General features: G+C 76.4%; 1 pseudogene. It reads left to right on the top strand.

Annotated features, from left to right (window positions below):
- Positions 1–546 (top strand): annotated as a pseudogene (locus ACYVE9_RS30115) (hypothetical protein); the annotation flags it as partial.
- Positions 547–606 lie beyond the last annotated feature (60 nt).

Raw genomic sequence — 606 nt, 5'->3', positions numbered from 1 at the left:
CGGCTGCTGGACCAGCCGCCGCTCGCCGACCCGCTGCTGGGCGGTTTCACCCCGCTCGGCGTCTGGGACCTGCGCAACCGCATCGCCGGCCGCCCCGCCTGCGTGGTGCACGGCCGCGCACCGGCCGGCAGCCTCGACGACTACGGCATCGTCGTCCGGTGCGACGGCTTCCGGGCGGGGGAACGTGCCGACGTGCACGTCCACACCGCCGGTACCACCGCGGGGCGGCAGCACCCGGTGCCGGTGCGGATCGTGTTCGGCGACCCGGCGGAGCACTGGCTCCGGGCGGTCCGCCAGGCGGTGCCCGGCGCCCAGCAGCACCTGGGGGACGAGTCGCTGCGCCGTCCGCTGACCGATCCTGCGCTGCTGGGCGAGGAGCGGGCCACCTCCGCGACCACCCTGTTCACCGCGCTGCGGCTGCTCGACTTCCTGGACGTCAGCCCGCGCCTGGACCTGTTCGGCTTCGCGGCGCTGCGACCCGCCGAGCGCGACTGGGTGACCTCCCGCGCGACGCACAGCACCGAGACGAGGACCGCGCTGCGATGACCGCCTCCCGCACCCCCGCCCAGCCCGCCCAGCCCGCTTCCGTACGGACCGCCGGTCCCT

The organism is Streptomyces sparsus (assembly GCF_054776295.1).
The sequence above is the reverse complement of the archived record's forward strand: the minus strand, read 5'-3'. Positions and strand labels throughout refer to the sequence as shown.